Origin of the sequence: Nocardia colli (assembly GCF_008704205.1) — a bacterium.
Taxonomy (GTDB): domain Bacteria; phylum Actinomycetota; class Actinomycetes; order Mycobacteriales; family Mycobacteriaceae; genus Nocardia; species Nocardia colli.
On sequence record NZ_VXLC01000003.1, the window covers coordinates 185,628 to 205,425 of the forward strand.

Sequence of the window (19,798 nt, forward strand, 5' to 3'; positions counted from 1 at the left end):
GCCACGTTGAGCGAGGTTGGTCGATACGGATCCTGATCGACTCGGGGGCAACAACTTCGACGTTGCCTGCGGGGTCGATAGATGTGTGTTCACAAACGAAGGTAATGCGATGGATTCTGTGCACAGCTCCTCGAACGAGGCCGAATCGACCGCTCACGAGGGCATTGCCATCGTGGGAATCGGTTGCCGATTCCCCGGGCAAGTTTCCGATGTAGGCGATTTCTGGCAACTCTTGCTGGACGAACGCGATGCCGTTCGGGAGGTCCCGGAGGATCGGTGGACAGGCACCGCCTTCTACGATCGCGACGCGGCGCGCCCCGGCCACCTGCGCACCCGCGACGGCGGCTACCTCGACGACGTCTCCTCCTTCGATGCGCAATTCTTCGGCATCACCCCGCACGAGGCCGCGCGGATCGACCCGCAGCAGCGCCTCTTCCTGGAGACCACCTGGGAAGCGTTGCAGGACGCGGGAATTGTGCCCGAAGCGCTCGCGGGCACGAAAACCGCTGTCTACGCGGGTGTTTCGGGCCATGACTACGGCATCATCCAGCTGAACCCGGAGAACCGCTACCTCATCGGCGGTCACACGATGACCGGTGTCACCAATTGCATTGTGGCCAACCGGGTCTCGTACCTGCTCGACCTGCGCGGCCCCAGCATGACGGTGGACACCGCCTGCTCGTCGTCGTTGATCGCGATCCACCTCGCCTGTCGCAGCATCCGCTCCGGCGAGGCGTCGATGGCGCTGGTCGGCGGCGTCAGCACACTGCTCATTCCCGAGGCGACCATCGGCTTCAGCCAGGGCACCTTCCTGTCGCCGAACGGTCGCTCGAAGTCGTTCAGCGACACCGGCGACGGTTACATCCGCAGTGAGGGCTCGGGCACGATCGTGCTCAAGAAGCTGTCCGAGGCCGTCGCCGACGGTGACCACATCTACGCGGTGATCCGGGGCAGCGCGACCAACCAGGACGGCCGCACCAACGGCATGACCGTGCCGAGCGAGGACGCGCAGGCGCAGATGATCGCCGATGCCTGCCGCGACGCGGGCGTGGTGCCGTCGGACATCGGCTTCGTCGAAGCTCACGGCACGGGCACCGCGGTCGGCGACCCGATCGAGGCGCGCGCACTCGGCAAAGCGCTCGGCATCGGCCGAAATGGCAACGGGCCCTGCATCGTCGGCGCGGTGAAGTCGAACCTCGGCCATCTCGAGTCGGCGGCCGGCATCGCCGGCGTCATCAAGGCGTGCCTCGTTTTGCAGAACGGTGTGATCCCGGCGAACCTGCACGGGGCGGTGCCGAACCACGAAATCCCGTTCAAGGAACTGGGTCTGGAGCTCGCTCAGTCCCAGCAGCCGTGGCCGGGCGGCCGCCCGCGCCTGGCCGGGGTGAACTCCTTCGGCTTCGGCGGATCCAACGCGCACGTGATCCTGGAAGGCGCGCCGGAGGCGATCGACGAGACGCGGCCGGCGGACGCAGAAGCGAAGCAGGACAACGTCACCGAGCAAGAGCCGGTGCTGTTCACGCTGAGCGCGAAGACCAAGGACGCCCTGCGCGCCTACGCCGACAGCTACGCCGACTTCCTGGAGGAGTCGAGCACCGCGCTGCCCACGATCGCGGCCACCCAGGCCAAGGCGCGGGCGCACTACGACCATCGCCTCGCCGTCGCCGCCTCGTCCACCGACGAACTGCGCGACACGCTGCGTGAGGTAGCCCGCGGCTCGGCCCCGGAGGCCGTCCGCACCGGCGTGAAAGCCCCTGTCGCGCAAGACATCGCGTTCGTCTTCTCCGGCCAGGGCCCGCAGTGGTGGGGCATGGCCCGCGAGCTGCTCGCGACCAACGAGGTGTTCCGGCAGACGGTTCAGCGCATCGACGCCGAACTCGGCAAGTACGCCGATTGGACCGTGTCCGAGGAACTCGCTCGCGACGAGGCCGACAGCCGGATCGGCGAAACCTTCATCGCCCAGCCCGCCGTCTTCGCGGTGCAGCTCGGCCTGGCCGCCGTGTGGCAGAGCTGGGGCATCGTCCCCGCCGCCGTGGTCGGTCACAGCATCGGCGAGGTCGCCGCCGCCTACGTGTCGGGCGCGCTGTCGTTCGAGGACGCGGTGCGGGTCATCTTCCATCGCAGCCGGGTGCAGCAGCAGGCCTCGGGCAAGGGCAAGATGCTCGCCGTCGGCCTGCCGCTCGCCGAGGTCGAGCAGCGGGTCGCCGGCTACACCGGACGAGTCGCCATCGCCGCGCTCAACGGCCCGGAATCCGTTGCGCTGGCCGGTGATCCGGACGCGCTCGAGGAGATCGAGCGCGAGCTGAGCGCGGAGAAGATCTTCGCCCGGATGCTCCAGGTCAGCGTGGCCTTCCACAGCCACCACATGGATCCGCTGAAGGACGAGCTGATCTCCTCGCTGGACGGGCTCACCTCCGGTACGGCCACCGTCCCGATGTACTCCACGGTCTCCGCGGACATCGTGCCGACCGGCGGGCTCGACGCCGAATACTGGTGGCACAACGTGCGCGAGCCGGTGAAGTTCGCGCCGACCATCGATCGCCTGATCGAGGATCAGCACCTGGCGTTCATCGAACTGGGCCCGCACCCGATCCACGCCACCGCCATCGGCGAGCTGCTCGAGCAGCGCCACGTCGAGGGTCTCGCCGTCCCGTCGCTGCATCGCAAGCAGAGCGACCGCGCCACCCTGCTGTCCTCGCTGGCCGCGCTGTATGTGGCCGGCATCGAGCCGTCATGGGCCGCGCTGTTCGCCGGGATCGACGAGCGCGCGCAACTGCCGTTCTACCCGTGGCAGCGCGAAACCTATTGGCTGGAATCGGCTACGGCGCGGGAGCGGCGCTTCCCGGCGCTGAGCCATCCGCTCGTCGGTGAGCAGGGCCGGGTCGCGGACGAGCCGGACAAGCACGTCTGGGAGATCGTGCTCGACCCGGACCGCTTCCCCTGGCTCGACGATCACCGCGTGCAGGGCCCCATCGTCTTCCCGGGCGCGGCCTACCTGGACATGGTGCTCGGCTGTGCGGAGGACGCGTTCGGCGCCGGCCTGTACACGCTCGAGGAGGTCGAGTTCCGGCGCGCGCTGTTCGTCTTCGACGACCGCCCGGCGCCCGTCGTGCAGGTCGTGCTGACCCAGTCGATGCACTACTCGGTGTTCAGCCGCCAGGACGGCGACAAGGACTGGACGCTGCACTCGGTCGGCACCCTGCGCCGCGGCGCGCCCGACACCGAACTACCGGTGCCCTTCGCCGAGCTCGAGGCGGAGTGCCCGTTCGAGATCGAGCCCGCGAAGGTCTTCGCCAAGCTCCGCAACAACGGCCTGATGCTCGGCCCGACGTTCAAGGCGATCACCAAACTCGGCTACGCGGAACTCAAGTCGCTCGGGCGGATCGATACGCCGGCCGCCCTCGCGGACGAGGCGCCCCGGCACGCCATCCACCCGGCGGTCCTTGACTCCTGCTTCCAGTCGCTGTCCATCTCGATGGGCAACGACCCGAACAGTGAGGACAAGACGCTCTACCTGCCGGTCGAGGTCAAGCGGCTCAGCTTCTACGCGAAAGCCAAGGGCCGCGTGTACTGCTACGGGCGCGCGCAAGTCAGCGACGACATTGCGTACTGCCACGGTGATCTGTGGATCGTCAACGAGGACGGGACGCTCGTAGCAGAACTCGAAGGGTTCCGGGGCAAGTCGATCACCACGACCGCCGACGACGGCGACGCCCTGCTGCAGTGGCTCTACGAATTCCGCTGGCACCCGGAGCGGGTGCGGACCAAGACCCGCACGCCCGCCGAGTTCTTGCCTGCCCCGGCAGAGCTCGACGCCGCGGTGACCCCGCTGGTCGAGGAGCTGCGGAACTGGTCGGTCAACCGCGACTACCACGCGGTGGCCGAGGCCGAGATGGACGAGCTGTGCATCGGGTACGTGACCGAGGCGTTCTACAAGCTCGGCCTGCGATTCGTGCCGGCCCGCAACTTCGGCGTGGACGAGATCGCGGCCGAGATGGGCGTGGCCGACAAGCATCACCGGTACCTGGGTCGCCTGCTGGAACTGCTTGCGCTGCACGGAGTTGTCGAGAAGGACGACGACGCGTGGCGGCTGGTGGTCGTGCCCGATCGGGTCGACACCGCGGCGCTGCTCGCCGAGCTGCGCACGAAGTACCCGGACAAGTACGAGCCCGAGCTCGCGGTGCTGCGGCGTTGCGGCACCGAGCTGGACGCGGTGCTGCGTGACGACGTCAATCCGATCGAGTTGATCTTCCCGGAGGACGAATTCCAGTCGGTCGCCGACCTTTACGGCCCGTCGTTCTCCTTCGGCAAGGCCAATCGGATCGTCAGCAACGTGGTCGCGGAGTGCGTGCGCGACCTGCCGAGCGACCGTCCCATCCGGGTGCTGGAGATCGGTGCCGGCACCGGCGGCACGACGCCGTACGTGCTCGCCGAATTGCCTGCCGACCGTGCGGAATACGTGTACTCCGACATCACGCATCTGTTCCTCGGCAAGGCCCGCCACCGGTTCAGCGAGTACGACTTCATCGACTACCGTGTTCTCGACATCGAGAAGGACATCGAGGAGCAGGGCTTCGGCCTGCACTACTACGACATCGTCGTGGCCTCGAACGTCGTGCACGCCACCCCGAGCCTGTCCGCCACCCTGGAGAACGCCCAGCGTCTGCTGACCACGAACGGTCTGCTGCTGGTCGTCGAGGCGACGGTGCCGCCGCACTGGGTCGATCTGACCTTCGGCATGACCGAGGGCTGGTGGGCCTTCGCCGACCACGACCTGCGGCCGGACTACCCGCTGATGCGGGAGGCGACGTGGCGCGAGTTCCTGCCCACCGTCGGTTTCGACGGCGTGCAGATCTTCTCGGACATGGCCACGCCGGAGGAGACCGGTAACTCGGTCATCCTGGCCCGCGCCAAGGCCGTAGATCTGGCGCCGCATCAGCCGCGCATCGCGCAGGCGCCCTGGGTGGTGCTGGCGGATGCCGACGGTGTCGGTGACAGCTATGCCGCCCTGCTCACCGAGGCCGGCGCGGCCGGCGTGATCGTCACTCGCGGTGAGGATTTCGAGCAGGTCGACGCCCGCAACTTCCGGGTGCGCGCCAACAGCAGCGCGGATCTGCAACGGGTGCTCGAGCAGGTACGGGCCGACGGCGGTGACGTGGCCGGCGTTCTGCACCTGTGGAACCTCGATTTCGCCGAGGCCGAGCTGACCACCGCGGCACTGCCCGCGATCGAGTCCGACGGGGCCTACAGCGTGATCGCGCTGGCCCAGGCGGTCGAGGAGCTGGACTGGACGGTGACGCCGCGGTTGTGGATCGCGACCTCCGGCGCCCATGTCCTGGACCGGGCGGAACGCGTTGCGCTGAGCCAGGTTCCGAGCTGGGGCATCCTGCGCGTGCTGTTGAGCGAGCACAGCAGCCTACGGGCGAAGATCTTCGACTTCGACCCGGCGGCCCCCGCCGCTCAGCGGGCCACCCAGCTCTTCGACGAACTGCTGCACGTGGACACCGCCGACGAAGAGATCGCGTTCCGCGGGGACACCCGCTTCATCGACCGCCTCGAGCATGTCTCGCTGGCCGAGTTCGAGGCCTCGGTCGCGATCCCGGCCCGGGTCTCCGACGACACCCCGTTCGCGTTGGCGGTGCCGACCGAGCCCGGCGTCGAGCAGCTGCGCTACGAACGGCAGGAGCTGCCGTTCCTCGATCGCGGCGAGGTGGCCATCCGGCCGCTGGCCACCGGCCTGAACTTCCGCGACATCATGTTGACCCTCGGAATGCTGTCCGCGGGTGCGACTTTCGGTGGTCTCTACGAGAACAACCTCGGTGTGGAATGCGCGGGCATCGTCACCCAGGTCGGACCGGACGTGGAGGGATTGGCGCCCGGTGATCGGGTAGTCGCCTTCACTCGAGGCTGCTTCGGCAACCTGGTGGTCGCCGACGCCCGGCGGGTCTACACCGCGCCGGAGAGCCTGTCCGATGTCGAGGCGGCGACGCTGCCGATGGCCTACCTGACCGCGTGGTACGCGCTGGTTGAGGTGGGCAGGCTGCGCGCGAGCGACCGGGTGCTGGTGCACGCGGCCGCCGGCGGTGTCGGACTCGCGGCGGTGCACATCGCCCAATCCTTCGGTGCGACCGTCGTCGCCACCGCGGGTAGCGAGGAAAAGCGGGACTACCTGCGCTCGCTGGGCGTCGCGGATGTCTTCGACTCCCGTTCGCTCGACTTCGCCCAGGAGATCAAGCAACGCTACGACGGCGTCGACCTCGTGCTGAATTCGCTGCAGGGCGAGACGATTCCGAAGAGTCTCGAGCTGCTCCGCCCCCGCGGACGCTTCCTCGAGATCGGCAAGAAGGACATCTACGACAACTACAAGCTGGGCCTGAAGCCGTTCGGTAACAACCTGAGCTACTCCGCGATCGACATCGATCGACTGCTGGAGGAAGACCCGGCGCTGTGCCGCGAGGCGATGACCAAGGTGCTCGAAGCCGTTTCCGCGGGGACGCTGCCTGCGTTGCCGCACACCGATTTCGACGCCACCGAGGTGGCCGCCGCGTTCCGGTACATGGTGACGGCCAAGCAGATCGGCAAGATCGTCGTCGAGTACAAGCCCGACACCGAGCTGCTGATCCACCCGACCTCCAGCGGTGACGACGTCGTCGATGCCGAGGGCACCTACCTGATCACGGGTGGCTACACCGGATTCGGCCTGCGCACCGCGGAGTGGCTGGTCGAGAAGGGCGCCCGCACCGTCGTGCTGGTCGGACGCCGCGCACAGATCGACGAGGAGAACGAGGAGCCGATCGAGGCGATGCGGACCCTCGGGGTCAACGTGGTGCTCGAACGCGCCGACGTCTCGATCGAGACCGAGGTGGTCGGGCTGCTGGAACGGATCGCGGAGCTGCCGCCGCTGCGTGGGATCTACCACGCCGCAATGGTTTTGACCGACGGCCCGCTGGCAGGCATGACCGAGGCGGACTTCTTGCGCACCGTGCGGCCCAAGGTGGACGGCGCCTGGCACCTGCACAACCACACGCAGGATCTCGAGCTCGACGCGTTCGTCATGTTCTCCTCGATGAGCTGGAACGTCGGCACTCCCGGCCAGGCGAATTACGCGGCGGCCAACGGCTTCCTGGAAGCCCTCGCCACCCATCGCCGCGAGCTCGGACTGCCGGCGCTGACGATCAACTGGGGTGCGATGGCCGAGGTCGGGTTCGTCGCCCGGAACAAGCTCGACACCCTCGCCCGACTCGGCTGGACCCCGATCTCGCCGGACCACGCGCTCGACTTCATCGGTCGCTGCCTGGCCCAGGGGGTCACCAGCACCAGCGTGTTCGGCGTCAACTGGGCGAAGATGAACCAGGTCATGCCGATCATCCGCAGCTCGCCGCGGCTCGCCCACCTGGCCCTGGCCGACAGCGTCGGCTCGGCCAGCACCGGCGGCACCGAGGGACTGCGGGCCGAACTGCTCGAACTCGACGAGGGTTCGCGGCAGCCGCGGCTGGTGGAGGCGCTCGCGCAGCAGATCTCCCGGATCTTCGATATGCCGATCGACCGGCTGGCACACGATGTCGCGCTGACCGACCTCGGCATGGACTCGCTGATGGCGGGGCAGATCCGCAACGCGCTCGCCAAGCATCTGGACATCGACTTCCCGACCATGGGCCTGATGCGCGGACCGACGCTGGTCGAGCTCGCCTCGGAGGTCCTGGCCCAGGTGTTCGGTGACGGGTCGGCGATGATCGCGGCGGCGGCGGAAGCCGCAGGCACGCAACGCTGGATCCACACCGTGAAGGGACGTTCGAGCACGGCCTCGCTGCGGGTGTTCGCGCTCCCGTTCGTCGGTGGCGGCGCCTCGGTGTTCACGCCGTGGCCGAACTTCCTGCCGGACACCGTCGAGGTGGTGGGCATCCAGTATCCGGGCCGCGAGGACCGGGTCAACGAGGTGCCGATCGACTCGATGCCCGCGTTCATCGAGGAGCTGGCCGATGCCATGCTGCCGCACCTGGACCGCACCTTCGCGATCTACGGGCACAGCATGGGCAGCCTGCTCGCCTACGAGCTCACCAAGTACCTCGAGCAGAACTACGCCGAAGTCCCGCTCAAGCTGATCATCGGCGGCTGGCCGTCGCCGGCGCTGGTGGAAAGCTACGTGCGCAACCTCAAGCACATTCGCGACGGCTTCGACATGGATCGCGAATCCGACAGCCGGGTGCTGGAAGTGTTGCGGGACAACGACTTGCTCGCGATACCCGTCGAGGACGAGGCATCGGTCAAGCCGATGATGCCCGCGGTCCGGGCGGACCTGAAGATGCTCGGCGACTACCGCTTCGAACACGGTGTCGTGCTGCGGGCGCCGATCACGGTCCTGCGCGGCGCGGACGACCATCTGTTCGAGGTTGATCAGCTCCAAGGCTGGGAGAAGCTGACCAGCGGCAGGTTCGAGCTCACCACCGTGCCGGGTGGCCACCTGTTCATCCAGAACCCCAGCGCACAGGTGATGCGGACAATCGCCGACGAACTGTCCGCCGAGGACAGCTTCCCGACCTTCACCAGCCTCGTGATCGAGGACTGAGCAAGTAGCTCGAACGGAGAAAAATGATGAAACCGGTCGAACGTTACGACGTAGTGGTGTGCGGCGGCGGCCTGGCAGGGTTGACCCTGTCCCGGCAGCTGAAGCGGACCATGCCCGACCTCACTGTGCTGGTGCTGGAGCGGACCGCGGGCGACATCCCCGACGGCGCGTACAAGGTGGGGGAGGCGACCGTCGAGGGCGGTGCGCACTACTTCACCGAACAGCTCGGCCTCACCGGGTATTTCAACAAGCAGCACCTGCACAAGCTCGGCCTGCGCCTGTTCTTCGGCGACCAGCACGGCCCGTTCGAGGCGCGGCCCGAGATCGGTGCGCGACGGTTCCCCCGGGTGCCGTCCTACCAGGTGGACCGCGGCATCTTCGAGCGCGATCTGCGCCACGGCGCCAAGGATCTCGGCATCGACCTGATCGAGCAGGCCAAGGTCACCGACGTCGAGCTGGCCGACGGCGACGACGATCACGTGGTGCACTACGAGGTCGGCGGGCTCGAGCACACGGTCCGGGCGCGCTTCGTCGCCGATGCGTCGGGGCGGCACAAGCTGATCCAGCGCAAGCTCGGCCTCGGCGCCCCGAGTCCGCACAAGATCAACGCGGCCTGGTGGCGGCTCAAGGGCGAGTACGACGTCGAGGTGATGGCGCAGGCGAAGAGCCCCACCTGGCAGCCGAAAACCCAAGAGCGCCGGTGGTTTTCCACCAACCACCTGATGGGCACCGGGTACTGGGTGTGGATGATCCCGCTGTCCTCGGGCAACACGAGCATCGGCATCGTGACCGACGAGGCGATCCATCCGTTCCGGACCTACTCGACGGAAACCAAGGCGAAGCAGTGGATCGCCGAGCACGAGCCGACGCTGGCCAAGTTCACCGAGAACGCCGAGCTGCTCGACTTCCTGGTGCTGCGCAACGCGAGTTACGCTTCGACGCAGGTGTTTTCGCACAATCGGTGGTCGTGCGTCGGTGAGGCGGCGGTCTTCCTGGACGCGTTCTACAGCCCGGGTTCGGACTACATCGCCTACACCAACACCATCACCACGCGGATGATCGAGCTGGACCGCAAGGGCCGGCTCACCGAGGATGTCGCGCAGACCTACAACAAGCTGCTGCTCGACGACCTCTGGCCGAACTACCTGGCGATGTACAACGGCAACTACCCGATCTTCGGGCACGCGCCGGCCATGTTCACCAAGGTCATGTGGGACACCTCGTTCTACTGGGCGCTGCCGTCGCAGATGCTGTTCCGCGGCTTGCTCAAGAGCCCGGACGCGGCGGCGGAGTTCCATCCGATCGCGTCCCGGTTCCACGGCATCCAGACCCGGATGCAGTCGAACCTGCGCGCGTTCGCGGCCCAGGCCCCGCAGCCGGACAAGTACCTGTTCGTCGAGTACAGCAAGGTGCCGATCTGTGCCCAGCTGCACCTGGACCTGCTGACCGACAAGACCGCCGAGCAGACCTTCCGGGACATGCGGCGCAATGTCGATCGGCTGGAGTCCTGGGCGGACTCGTTCGAGCGGGAGATCGCCGCCCGGATCGAGCTGCCGGTGCGGGCGCCGGCCGAGCCGGCCTTGCAGGCATCCGCGCAATAACCGACCAGGAGAGGGAACTTGACGCAACGTACTTCGCCGCAATGACGGTCGCGAAACCGTCCGGCCCGGCGAACCTTTCGGAGGGCGCATAGCGTGTCGCTGACTCATCGAATCCAGTCGTACGGAACCCTCGCCCGGGGCCTGCTCGAGGGCTCCGGGTCGAACCGCACGCTGGCAGTCGAGCTCGAGCGCAGAAGCAGGCAGGCGAGCCACGCGGCGCGTCCGTTCCTGCTCTATGAGGACCAGCAATTCGACTACGCGCAGGCCAATCGCATAGTCAACCGGATCGCCCACGCCTACCGGGCCGCGGGCGTGCGCAAGGGCGACACCCTCGCCCTGCTGATGGAGAACCGGCCCGAGTTCGTCTGGCACTACCTGGCCGCTGGCAAGCTCGGAGTCGTTGCGGCGCTGGTGAATACCCGGGCCCGCGGCGACGGGCTGGCGCACGCCATCTCGGTGTGCGGGGCGAACCAGATGATCATCGGGTCGGAGTGCCTGCCGGCGTTCCTCGCGATCCGGAATCGGCTGGCGCCCGGGCTGATCGAGCGCTGCCTGGTGGACGAGGACCGGAAGGTGCCCGCCGGGGACGCCGCCGGACTGCTGCGGTTCGTGCAGAGCGCGACGTCCACCGATCCGGTCGAGACCACCACGCACGCCCTCAGCGATACCGGCGCCTACATCTTCACCAGCGGAACGACCGGGCTGCCCAAGGCCGCGGTCATGAGCCACCAGCGGCTGACCACCGTCGGCCGGGTCATCGGCGCGCTGGCCTGGCGGCTCGAACCCGGCGACGTCGTCTACAACTGTCTACCGCTGTTCCACACCAACGCCCTGGTGATGGCGTTGTCGAGCGTGCTCGCGCACGGCGCCACGCTGGCCCTCGGGCGCCGGTTCTCGGCGGGGACGTTCTGGCACGACATTCACCGGTTCGAGGCGACGGGCTTCAACTACATCGGCGAGATGTGCCGGTACCTGATCAACACGCCTTCGGATGATCGCGAGCGCGGGCATCGGGTGCGGGTGATGGTCGGGCAGGGGTTGCAGACCGATATCTGGACCACGATGCAGACCCGGTTCGAGATCCCGCGCATCGTCGAGATGTACGCGTCCACCGAGGGCAATATCGCCACGATCAACCTGGCCGGGGAGGTCGGGTCGGTCGGCAAGCTGCGCCTCGGCGGCAAGCTGGCGAAGTGGGACTTCGAGCGCGACGACTTCGTCCGCGACGCGGGCCGGCTGGTTCCGTGCGCGCCGGGGGAGACCGGGGTGCTGCTCGGACCGATCCGCAAGCGCACGCCGTTCGGCGGTTATCGCGACGAAAAGGCCACGCGCGCGAAGGTTGTCACGAATGCCTTCCACGAGGGTGACGCGCTCTTCAACACCGGCGACGTGTTCCGCATCGACGCCAAGAAGAATCTGTTCTTCGTGGATCGCCTGGGTGACACGTTTCGATACAAGGGCGAGAATGTGTCCACCACCGAGGTGCAGGAACAGCTTGTCCGGTGGCCGGGCATCGCCGCCGCCAGCGTGTACGGCGTCGAGATACCCGGCCGCGAAGGCCGCGCGGGGATGGCGGCCATCGTGCTCGCCGACGGTGCTCGATTCGACGGCGAGGCGCTGGCCGCGCACCTCGATGCGGCATTGCCGCCGTACGCACGGCCGGTCTTCATCCGGGTCCGGCCGACGCTGGAAACGACGGCAACGCTGAAACTGGCCAAGCTGGCGCTGCAACGCGACGGTTTCGCGCTGCGGGAAGGGGAGCCGATCTACGTGCGGGACGCGGGCGAGCGCGTCTACCAGGAGCTCACACCGGAGCGCTACGAGGCCATTGCCCGGGACAAGGAGGCGGCCATGACTTCAGAAGGAACTAAGCGGTTATGACATTGGAACCACTGGTCATTCACCGGTCCGGCACCGGCCCGCCGGTAGTGCTCGTGCATGGCGGCATGCCCGCGGCGATGACCTGGGCGGCGCAGCAGCAGCTCGCGCAGAACTGGTCGCTGATCGTGCCGAATCGCCGCGGCTTTCCGCCGAGCCCGGCCGCCCCCTGGCAGGACTTCCTCGCGGACGCAGACGATTTGGCCGAGCTGATCAAGGAGATCCCCGGCGGCGCGCATCTCATCGGCTTCTCCTACGGCGGCCTGAGCGCGGTGCTCGCGGCCGAGCGGCTGCCCCATCTGGTCCGCTCGCTGACCGTGATCGAGGCCCCGTTCTGGGTCGCGGCGCCCGAGGACGAATCCGTGCGCGCGCTGGCTCTGCTGTCCGATCGGTTCGCCGAGCATCCGGAGGACGCGCAGGCCGAGGCGGAGTTCTTCGCGGTGTCCGGCGTCGATCCGAGCATGCTCGCCAACGTCGGCGACGACGTAAGGCACGCAATGGAATTCGGCCGCAAGCTGCGTTCCCCGCGCGAGGCCACGCCGCGGTTCCAGACGATCACCGAGGCCGGCGTGCCGACGCTGATTTTTTCCGGCGATCACAACCCCGCGCTCGAGCAAGTGTGCGATGGTCTCGCCACGCTGCTCGACGCGGAGCGCGTGCATTTGCCGGGTGCCGGACATGCCGTCCAGCACGCGCCTGGTTTCAACACGATGTGGGAATCATTTCTGAGCGCCGCGGAACAGAGTCGCGGCAACGGAGGAGGCACAGATGAGCGATGAGGCCACGATCACCGGGAACGACAAGGTCCTGGAATACACGATCGAGCTCTTTCGCAGCTTTACCCCGCCCGGCGTCACCCTCCAGCTGCCTCCGCCCTCGGCGAAGGAGATGGACATGCAGTTCGAAGAGTATGTGCCGAACAAGTCGCTGACCGCGACGGCCGCGGCGCCGCCGAGTTATGCGAACGCGGTCGGAATCGTGCAGGGCGGCTTCATTTCCGCGATGTTCGACAACCTCATCGGCCCGCTGAGCTACCTGACCGCGCGCGGCCCGACGACCACGCTGGAACTGACCACGCACTTCATGCGCGCGATCTTCCCCGGGCAGCGGCTGCGGCTGACCGCGACCGTGCGCAAGCCGGGTCGCACGGCCATCTACATCGATGCCGAAGCCCATACCGAGGACAACAAGCTGGTGGCGATCGCACGGTCCACCGTGCAGGTTCTACCGATTCCGACCCAGTAGCCCGACGGCCCACCTTCGCCCCGGCGAAGGTGGGCGTCTTTGACCTCAGCGAGGTTTGCCGATGCCCTCTTTGCTCGAAATCAGTGCACATTTCTTCTTGCAGGTCGCGTTCATCCTCGTGACCTGTCGCCTGCTCTGGCCGGTGTTCCGCCGCCTCGGGCAGGTCCAGGTGGTGGCGATCATGGCCGCCGGGTTCGTCTTGGGGCCATCGGTATTGGGTGCGATCTGGCCGGCCGCGCAGGAATGGCTGTTCCCCACCACATTGAAGGTCGGCACCACGTCGATCACCCACCCGAACCTGACCGCCATCTATGTTGTCGGCCAGCTCGGTCTGGTGCTCTACATGTTCCTGGTCGGCGCCTCGTTCAAGCTGGACATCCTCCGGTCGCATCTGGGCAAGGCCGGCGCCACCTCGTTCGCCGGTATCGGCGTCCCGCTGGTGCTCGGCGGCCTGGTCGGCTGGTGGATGGTGGGGCAGGGCGACTACTTCACCGACAAGGTCGGCACCGTGCAAGGCGCGTTGTTCGTCGCGTCGGCGGTCGCCATCACCGCATTCCCGATGCTGGCCTGGATCATTCACGCCTCGGGACTGTTGAACACCCGGCTCGGCACCATGTCGCTGTCGTGCGCGGCGTTCGACGACGCCTGCGCCTGGGTGCTGCTGGCCACCGTGGTCGCCACGACCAAGGACAGCATGTCCGGCGCGTTCCTCGCGATCTTCGGCGGGCTGGGCTACCTGCTCTTCATGACCTTCGTCGCCCGGCGCTTCCTGGCCCGGTTGAACACCTGGACACCGCGCGGCGGCGATACCGAACGCACCGGCGGAATGGCCGTCACACCGTTGATCGTCGTGCTGATGGTGGTCCTGGTCGGCAGCTGGTTCACCGATTACGTCGGCATCTACTCGGTGTTCGGCGCCTTCGTGGCCGGCGCGGTGATGCCGCGCGGCGAGTTCCTCGACACCATCCGCGATCGGTTCGAGCCGTTGGTTGCCTACCTGCTGCTGCCCGGATTCTTCATCTACTCCGGGCTCAACACCAAGCTCAGCCTGATCTTCGAGCCGAAGGTGCTGGCGGTCGCGGCGATCGTGATGGTGGTGTCGTTCGCGGGCAAGTTCGGCGCGATCGGGCTCGCGGCCCGCTGGCAGGGGATGAGCTGGCGCGAGGCGGGCGCGATGGGCTCGCTCGCGAACGCGCGCGGATTGATGGAGCTGATCCTGCTCAACATCGGTCTGACCGCAGGGCTGATCACCGGCCAGCTCTACACGATTCTCGCGTTGATGGCGATCGTCACGACCTTCGTCGCCACCCCGGTCATGCGGCTGTTCGAGCGCAGCGGCTGGAAGGAGGGGCTGGTCTTCGGGCCGTCTGGTGAGGAATACCGGATTCCTGGGGACGATCGAACTCCGGAAGAGCGTCGAACTCCTGGGAAGGTGCTGGAAGTTTCTGGCGTCGATGCGGCCGACGGTCCGCCATGACGCTCGGGTTCGGATCGATTCAGGAAGAGCAGCTCCGCAACGGCCGTGGCCGCCGGATCGAGCTGCGCAGTCCCGGTGTGGTCCAGCCCCGGACGCTGTTGGTTGCCTCCGATCTACCGTTCGCCAGAACGGATTTCGAGGACGCGGTGGCGGTCAGCGAGAGTTTCGCGCTGGCGGGTACCTGCGCGTGGCCCGACGTGGTGGATCGAGCCGTGCGCTGGCGCCCGGATGTGGTCGTGCTCGACGCCTCGGCGGCGCGCCTGGACGGGCTCGCCGAAACGGTGGCCCGGCTGCGCGAACTGACGCAGGCGCCGATGATCACCCTGCTGGTGGATCACGGTGCGGCCAAGGCGGATATCGACCAGGTCGACGCGGTGGTGGCGCTCGACCGCGGGGTGTTCGCAGTGCTCGAGGTGCTGGAGGTGCTGATCTCGGGCGCGGTGCTGGCGATGGCGCCGCAACCGGATCGGGTGCACACCGATGTGGCGGTGGACTATGAAGTGCGGCAGTGTCTTTCCCCTCGCGTGCGGCCCCGCGTGGCCAAGGATTACGAAGTCCGGCAGCGGCTTTCGACGCTGACCAAGCGGGAGCGGGAGATTCTGCGGCTGGTGGTCGACGGGCTGTCCAATCGCGAGGTCGGTTCCCGGCTCTACATCAGCCCGGAGACGGTGAAGGAATACGTCAGCCGCATCCTGGCGAAGCTGAAGGTGACCAGCCGGATCGAGGCCGCGGTGGCCGCGGTCCGCGCGGAGTTCGACAATGGCGATTGGTAGGCGCCGTGGCGACCGAGCCGATGGCCTCGGTCGCCGCAGCCTGCCCCGCCAGGCGCGCCGAGCCGGGTCAGGAATTCTCGTTCGCGATCACGACGAAGAAGTCGTCGGTGGTGCTCGGGTAGCCCATGCGGCGCACATCGGTCGGCAGCGGCTGGTAATCGAACAATTGCCGCTCGTTGTAGGCGAACAGCTCGGCGCCCGTTCGCCCGGCGGTGTAGATCGAGACGCTCTTCGTCCAGGCGGCCTGGTTCGGTTCGGTCACCGAGAAAAGCGCGACGTTCTTGTACCGGTTCGCGTCGTCGGTGTTTCGGTAAGGGGGGCGGATCGCCGAATTGGTGTCGGCGGTCCAGCTCTCGTCTCCGTAGTCGGCTCCGGCGGCGGTGAAAACCGACAGCCACGGACCCCACGAGGTCAATATCTCGGTCGGTGCCTGGCTGCGCTCCGCGCGGGCCTGCAACTGTTTGCCGAATTCCTCGCTCGTGGTGAGCACGTGCGGGCGGCCGTCGGGCAGGGGAGTCGCGGTGACGGAATCGCGGCCGTCGAACTCGACCACGAACGCGTCGCGCGAATCGGCGATCACCATCTGAAATCCGGGCAGTTGCCGTGCGCTGTCCAGCGCGGGCAGCAGGCCTTTTTCGAGAAGTTCGACGGCGTGCTGGGCGGAATCGGCGGTCGCGCCGTCTATCGGCAGTCCGCTCGGCGACAGGAATTCGCCGTCGGTGCGTGTGTTGTCGTCCCAGCCGGTCGAGAAGAGGCGGCAATAGACGCCGGTGCGGCGATTGAATGCGAGCCACGTTCCGCCGTCGATGTCGAGCCCGCCCTCGACGTCGGCCAGTGCCGGGTTGTTCGCGGCCTGGATCGTGAAAACGCGTTCGCGCAGATACGGGTTGACCCGCCAGTGCGGCCCGTAGGAGAAGCGGTGTTCCAGCCCGAGTTTCCGGGCGGCTTCGAAACCGTGCGGCCGATAGATCGATTGGTCTCTGGCTTCGACGGCAACGAATCGCTCATTCTGTCGGTCGAGAAGAAACATACAAGTGCACATTGTATTTCCGTTTCACGTTCCCTGAGTGTCGTTCAGGGTCAAGGATATGTTGTCGATGAGCCTGGTCTTGCCGATATGTGCCGCGACCAAGAGCCGGGCCGGGCCGGATTCCGGCGCGGGTCCGAGTTCGGGGTCGCGCAATTCGAGATATTCGACCTCGACGCCCGCGGCGGAATCGAGAACCGAGCGCGCGGCGGCGAGTACCGCGGCCGCGCCGGCCGCACCCGACCGCGCTCCCGCCTGCAATGCCGTCGGCAGGGCGACGGCCGTTTCCCGTTCGGCCGGGGCGAGATACCGGTTGCGCGAGGACAGGGCCAAACCGTCCGGCTCGCGCACGGTCTCGACGCCGACGATCCGGATGCCGAAGTTCAGGTCCCGCACCATCTGCTGGATCAAAATCAGCTGCTGATAGTCCTTTTCGCCGAAGTAGGCGACGGTCGGCTTGGCGATCTGCAACAGCTTCGCCACCACGGTGAGCATCCCGCCGAACAGCACGGGCCGGGTCGCGCCGCAGAGTTCGGCGCCGAGCGGGCCGGGCACCACGGTCGTGCGCGGACCCTCCGGATACATGCCCGCGGGCGATGGTGCGAACACCGAACGCACGCCGGCCTCGCGGAGTAATGCGAGGTCGGCCTCGAGCGTCCGCGGATACTTGTCCAGGTCCTCGTCCGCCCCGAATTGTAATGGGTTGACAAATATCGAGACAATGACCTCGGATTTGCTTTCTCGAGCCTGCTCAACCAATGCGAGATGGCCGTCGTGTAAGGCGCCCATGGTGGGCACGAGGGCAACTTCTCGACCACTGTTCCGCAACGCAAGCGATACACTGGACATTGCCGCGGGTTCATGATGAACAGCCAATGCGTCGTCCGCATAATTGCTGTCGCCGAGTCGCTCCAACGATTCTCCCTCCTGATTGTTCGAAACGTGCTCCGACCGATGGCACGGGCTATGGATGAACCACTTCGACCGTACCCGAACACCGCCGATGGCGCACCGGTTCGTGACATGATGAATAGTTTGTTGATGAATCATCATTTGGCCTTCTATGCAACTCCCGGACTGTTGCCTGGGATGCGCTGGCCGTGATACTGTTCCTAACGGAAGATAAACTATCGGCGGCCCAGAGGAGGGCCCTGGCGGCCCGGCAGTCTCCTCGCGGGAATTAGACGGGTGCTCATGGTTACACAAGCGGAAACAAACGCCGGGAAACCGGTCGGCGATAATGCGGCCGATCCCAGTCCGACCGAAATAGAATTCGAGCAGTGGCGGGCGCTGAGCGCGGGCACGGGTGCGGAATTCTACGACGGTGTGCTCGCCGATGATGCGGTGCTGGCCGTGCCGTCCCCGCACTCCTCGCTCTCGCGGCAGATCGCCTTGAACGCGGTCGCCGGGGCGCCGCCGATCGAAACTTATCAGATACTCGAATTCCACGAACGGCCACTCGGTCCGGACGGTTATATCGTCTTCTACGAAATGTATCAGAAGCGCGTAGGTCTGGACGGAATATATGCCGCCATTTCTACGGTGTATATCCGCCGTGATAATCGCTGGCAGATGCAATATCATCAGCAGACTCCGATCAATAGAGGATCGGGAGAGCAGCGATGAGTCGTGAATTCGATGTCCTGATTTTGGGTTCCGGGCTCTCCGGCAGTTCATTGTCGCTGTGTCTACAAGCGGCCGGATTGCGCACCTGTATGGTCGATTCGAAACCGCACCCGCGATTCGCCATCGGCGAATCGACCATTCCGAACACCTCGAAGCTCTACAAACTGATGAGCATAAAGTACCGGGTGCCGGAACTGGCCGTGCTCTCCTCGTTCGACAACCTCATCGGGTCGGTCGGCACCTGCGGCATGAAGAACAACTTCGGCTTCATCTATCACGAGCCCGGCGGCATCGCCGACCGCGTGCATCAGTTCCCGCTGTCGGAGATCGTGGAAACCGAGTCGCACCTCTACCGGGCGGACGTCGACCAGTGGCTGGCGCTGCGAGCCGTCGACTACGGCGCGGTCCTGCTGGAAGGCGTCGGCACGCGCAACCTCGACATCACCGAACAGGGCGTGCGCTTCGAAGGCGATGAGGGAACCGAGATCTCGGCCGAATACGTCGTCGACGCGGGCGGGCGCAATTCGCCGCTCGCCACCGCGCTCGGCCTGCGCACGACGGAAGGCCTTCGGACCCAATCGAAGTCGATCTTCACCCACATGACCGGCGTCATCCCGTTCGACGAGATCACCGCCGTGCACGGACCGCGCGAATGGCACACGGGCACTTTGCATCACGTCTTCGACGGCGGCTGGATGTGGGTGATCCCGTTCGACAACAACGCGAAATCGACCAACCCGCTGTGCAGCGTCGGCATCACCTGGCGCATCGACGACGGCGACGAGAAGCCGATCGCGAACCCGCAGCAGGCGTTCGACGATTTCCTGGAGATCTATCCGGAGATCGGCAAGCAGTTCGAGCGGGCCGAGAACGAGCGCGATTGGATCAGCGCCGGCCGGTTGCAGTACACCTCCACGCAGACCGTCGGCGACCGCTGGTGCCTCACCTCGAACGCGGCCGGCTTCATCGATCCGCTGTTCTCCCGCGGCATGCAGAACACCGCCGTCGTGGTGGACCGCCTGGCCGAGCGGTTGATCGATCAATTCGAGGGCGGGTTCACGCCCAAGACCTTCGACGACATCGAACACATGCAGGCCAGCCTGATCGAGGAGAACGACTTCATCGTCGGCAACGCCTTCCGCTCGTTCACCGACTATCGGCTCTGGAACGCGTGGTTCCGGGTGTGGCAGGTCAACCAGGTGACGGGCACCATGCGCACCGAGAACCGGCTGCGCCAGGTCACCGAACTCGCCGCGGCACGCGGCGCCGGGACCGCGCCGCTGCCGAAGGCCGACGCCGCGCCGGGCGCGGGCCTGGACGGCTTCATCGATGCGTTCTACCTGAAGTCCGACCGCATCATGGAGTCCTACTGGAACAAGGAAACCAGCCTGGAAACCGCGGTGTCGGAATTCGAGAAGCTGTTCGCCGACGTCGATTTCCTGCCGCCGTCGTTCGGCCTGACGGATTTGTCCCAGCCCTACTTCGACATCGATATGGACAAAGTGGCGAGCGCGATCGCGTGGGCGCGCGAGGCTCGGCCGGGCATCCGCGAGCTCTACCTCGGCGGACTCCCGGCCGCGGAGAGTTAGGTGGATATGAATGGTG

11 protein-coding genes are annotated in these 19,798 nt (G+C 66.6%); 9 read left to right on the plus strand and 2 right to left on the minus strand.

What is annotated here, in order from left to right:
• Positions 1-109 precede the first annotated feature (109 nt).
• From F3087_RS07820 to F3087_RS07850, 7 genes are all read left to right on the plus strand, one after another.
• Positions 110-8,566 carry a type I polyketide synthase gene (locus F3087_RS07820; RefSeq protein WP_150401176.1) on the plus strand — a complete coding sequence of 2,819 codons (8,457 nt, stop codon included), beginning with the start codon at positions 110-112 and terminating at the stop codon, positions 8,564-8,566.
• A 26-nt stretch (positions 8,567-8,592) separates the two neighbouring features.
• Positions 8,593-10,167, plus strand: a complete 1,575-nt coding sequence (locus F3087_RS07825; RefSeq protein WP_191093843.1) for an NAD(P)/FAD-dependent oxidoreductase — start codon at positions 8,593-8,595, stop codon at positions 10,165-10,167.
• Positions 10,168-10,260: 93 nt separating this feature from the next.
• Entirely contained in the window at positions 10,261-12,048 is a 1,788-nt protein-coding gene (locus F3087_RS07830) for a long-chain-acyl-CoA synthetase (protein WP_150401178.1), read from the plus strand.
• Positions 12,045-12,824 (plus strand): alpha/beta fold hydrolase, encoded by a 780-nt coding sequence (locus F3087_RS07835; RefSeq protein WP_150401179.1) that lies wholly within the window; start codon positions 12,045-12,047, stop codon positions 12,822-12,824. Before F3087_RS07830 ends, F3087_RS07835 begins: the two co-directional genes overlap by 4 nt.
• A complete protein-coding gene (locus F3087_RS07840; RefSeq protein WP_150401180.1) occupies positions 12,814-13,290 on the plus strand; it encodes a PaaI family thioesterase in 477 nt (158 codons plus the stop codon). Before F3087_RS07835 ends, F3087_RS07840 begins: the two co-directional genes overlap by 11 nt.
• Positions 13,291-13,351: 61 nt before the next feature.
• Positions 13,352-14,767: a cation:proton antiporter gene (locus tag F3087_RS07845; protein WP_150401181.1), complete on the plus strand. Its 1,416-nt coding sequence runs from the start codon at positions 13,352-13,354 to the stop codon at positions 14,765-14,767.
• Positions 14,764-15,540 carry a LuxR family transcriptional regulator gene (locus tag F3087_RS07850; RefSeq protein WP_150401182.1) on the plus strand — a complete coding sequence of 259 codons (777 nt, stop codon included), beginning with the start codon at positions 14,764-14,766 and terminating at the stop codon, positions 15,538-15,540. Before F3087_RS07845 ends, F3087_RS07850 begins: the two co-directional genes overlap by 4 nt.
• A gap of 67 nt (positions 15,541-15,607) precedes the next feature.
• Here the strand turns inward: F3087_RS07850 and F3087_RS07855 are convergent, their stop codons facing one another.
• The gene (locus tag F3087_RS07855; protein ID WP_150401183.1) at positions 15,608-16,570 is read right to left on the minus strand and encodes a hypothetical protein; all 963 of its coding nucleotides are present in this window, start codon (positions 16,568-16,570) and stop codon (positions 15,608-15,610) included.
• A 24-nt stretch (positions 16,571-16,594) separates the two neighbouring features.
• Positions 16,595-17,482 carry a pantoate--beta-alanine ligase gene (gene panC, locus F3087_RS07860; protein WP_396897538.1) on the minus strand — a complete coding sequence of 296 codons (888 nt, stop codon included), beginning with the start codon at positions 17,480-17,482 and terminating at the stop codon, positions 16,595-16,597.
• Between the two features lie 279 nt (positions 17,483-17,761).
• On the opposite strand from panC, the gene F3087_RS07865 reads away from it, so the two are divergent.
• A complete protein-coding gene (locus tag F3087_RS07865; RefSeq protein WP_150401184.1) occupies positions 17,762-18,193 on the plus strand; it encodes a nuclear transport factor 2 family protein in 432 nt (143 codons plus the stop codon).
• Positions 18,190-19,782, plus strand: a complete 1,593-nt coding sequence (locus F3087_RS07870; RefSeq protein ID WP_150401185.1) for an NAD(P)/FAD-dependent oxidoreductase — start codon at positions 18,190-18,192, stop codon at positions 19,780-19,782. Before F3087_RS07865 ends, F3087_RS07870 begins: the two co-directional genes overlap by 4 nt.
• Positions 19,783-19,798 lie beyond the last annotated feature (16 nt).

Excerpts from the sequence above, each read along its gene's own strand:
- F3087_RS07820 (WP_150401176.1), top strand. The coding sequence starts at position 110 with ATGGATTCTGTGCACAGCTCCTCGAACGAGGCCGAATCGACCGCTCAC.
- F3087_RS07825 (WP_191093843.1), top strand. The coding sequence starts at position 8,593 with ATGAAACCGGTCGAACGTTACGACGTAGTGGTGTGCGGCGGCGGCCTG.
- F3087_RS07835 (WP_150401179.1), top strand. The coding sequence starts at position 12,045 with ATGACATTGGAACCACTGGTCATTCACCGGTCCGGCACCGGCCCGCCG.
- F3087_RS07840 (WP_150401180.1), top strand. The coding sequence starts at position 12,814 with ATGAGCGATGAGGCCACGATCACCGGGAACGACAAGGTCCTGGAATAC.
- F3087_RS07845 (WP_150401181.1), top strand. The coding sequence starts at position 13,352 with ATGCCCTCTTTGCTCGAAATCAGTGCACATTTCTTCTTGCAGGTCGCG.
- F3087_RS07850 (WP_150401182.1), top strand. The coding sequence starts at position 14,764 with ATGACGCTCGGGTTCGGATCGATTCAGGAAGAGCAGCTCCGCAACGGC.
- F3087_RS07855 (WP_150401183.1), bottom strand. The coding sequence starts at position 16,570 with ATGTTTCTTCTCGACCGACAGAATGAGCGATTCGTTGCCGTCGAAGCC.
- F3087_RS07865 (WP_150401184.1), top strand. The coding sequence starts at position 17,762 with ATGGTTACACAAGCGGAAACAAACGCCGGGAAACCGGTCGGCGATAAT.
- F3087_RS07870 (WP_150401185.1), top strand. The coding sequence starts at position 18,190 with ATGAGTCGTGAATTCGATGTCCTGATTTTGGGTTCCGGGCTCTCCGGC.